This is a genomic window from Pseudoalteromonas sp. bablab_jr011 (assembly GCF_016464045.1).
Lineage (GTDB): Bacteria > Pseudomonadota > Gammaproteobacteria > Enterobacterales > Alteromonadaceae > Pseudoalteromonas > Pseudoalteromonas lipolytica.
Map to the genome: position 1 here is coordinate 1 of NZ_JACDWU010000300.1, position 1,743 is coordinate 1,743.

At 39.1% G+C, this 1,743-nt stretch carries 2 protein-coding genes; both read right to left on the minus strand.

Annotated features, from left to right (window positions below; genetic code table 11):
* Positions 1–416 precede the first annotated feature (416 nt).
* A complete protein-coding gene (locus JIG41_RS18685) occupies positions 417–854 on the minus strand; it encodes a GNAT family N-acetyltransferase (protein ID WP_063529969.1) in 438 nt (145 codons plus the stop codon).
* Between the two features lie 15 nt (positions 855–869).
* Positions 870–1,364: a GNAT family N-acetyltransferase gene (locus JIG41_RS18690; protein ID WP_063529968.1), complete on the minus strand. Its 495-nt coding sequence runs from the start codon at positions 1,362–1,364 to the stop codon at positions 870–872.
* Positions 1,365–1,743 lie beyond the last annotated feature (379 nt).

The window sequence follows — 1,743 nt, forward strand, 5'->3', positions numbered from 1 at the left end:
AACCCTCAACTGAATCAATAGTCTAATTATATAAATATCAGTATATTAAGTGAACTAAATGTATAGATTAATAGATCATAAGCAGAACATACTTAGACCAAAAGGTGATCAGAGTTTTCACACAGTCTGTGCCATGAGCAGCCATTCATGATTAACTCGTTTCTGCCGTAAATACTTTAAGGGCGGCTTTGAACGAGAAGGTGAAAGTCAAATACTGGTTTCTCCGTTGCCGTTTCAGACAAAGAGCCGACATTCGCATTTTGGGATACTTGAGTGCGGTATATAGCGGGATTTAAAACTCAACTACTGAAGGCTTAAGTGTTCACTTTGCTTTGTAAGCGGACAGTCAAGAACGCCCGTCACAAACGCAAGCAACATGTTTCGAGTCGAACCGCAAAGCGGCGTTTTGTTAAAGATCACAGTTTAATAACTGCCAATATGTCTTCACCATCTTTATCCAACCACACTTCCTGAAAGCCAAAACTTGAATAAAAACCTTTGGCTACGGGGTTTTCAGGATCATAGCAAATTTCGATTTCTTTTACTTTGTCACTGGATTTGATTTCATTCAGGGCCAAATTTAGCGCAGCCCTACCAATACCCGCTTTTTGAAAACCTTGATCCACCATAAAGCGCCAAACAGACACTTTTGCAGGCGTTTCAGATACCCACATCAAAAAACCGACAGGTTTATCGTTTTGATAGATCGCTCTGCAAGTATGCCCGTGGCAGTAATGTGACTCAAGCAACGACCATATATTGCTCGCAACATAGTCCTGTTGCTCATCCGTGACGTCTAGGTCGCATACGGCTTCATAATTTGAACTTGTAACGTTTTCCAGTGTGATATTCATCGCATCCTGCATATTTTACTTATTTGTAATCACAAATTCATGAAAGCCTTCAGTCTCAGATGGCTCAACTTTTATTACATTCACGATTGGTAATATCGAAAAAAGTCTATCCCAAAACTTTAATGCTTCACGGTCTTTTTCATAAACGGCTACATGCCAATTTAATGAATTATCTAACATTAACTGGCGGACAACATACAAAGCGATACCTTTTCCTCGATACTTAGGTAAGATAAAAAGATCTGACAGCTCAGGCATTTCACGTTCTACTATCTCTGTTGGTTCCACAGTAATGAACCCTGCGATATTGCCCTCAACAAAGATTAAGTAAGCGTCACAATCTTCTTCATCAGCAGCGACATCACTAAGATATTCTTCATCAATATCAAATCTGCCAGAACTATTGATATCTTCGTTATCAAAAGCACTTTGGTGATATTGATAGAATTGCCAAAGCATTGAAAATACGGGTGAATCTACTTTGGTTAATTTTCGTAGTACTATGTTCATTTTTATATCCAACAACTTTATCAGAGGACATTTTCCCTATTTTAGCTCGAAAACGTCACTATTTTATTAACTTAATTAATAGCAAATAACGTAAGTGATTGCCAGATATGAATATTATGCTTTCTGTGGCATATATAAACATGTAAAAAAGAGGAAAGTTTTCTGTTATTCCTACTAAGTTGTGGACGACTCACCTGAATGACCGCTTATCGCTCTTTTGAGGCATTCGCCTAAACACGTTTTGGGGCGTGCGACGTGAAGTCGTATGAAGCGCTGTTCACCGCTTAATGAGTGAACCATCTGTATCACCAGATGATCCTAGGAGCCTGAATAAAGTAGCGGCTCTGACAATGTAACGAAGGTTGGTATGCGCCAATCG

Excerpts from the sequence above, each read along its gene's own strand:
- JIG41_RS18685 (WP_063529969.1), bottom strand. The coding sequence starts at position 854 with ATGAATATCACACTGGAAAACGTTACAAGTTCAAATTATGAAGCCGTA.
- JIG41_RS18690 (WP_063529968.1), bottom strand. The coding sequence starts at position 1,364 with ATGAACATAGTACTACGAAAATTAACCAAAGTAGATTCACCCGTATTT.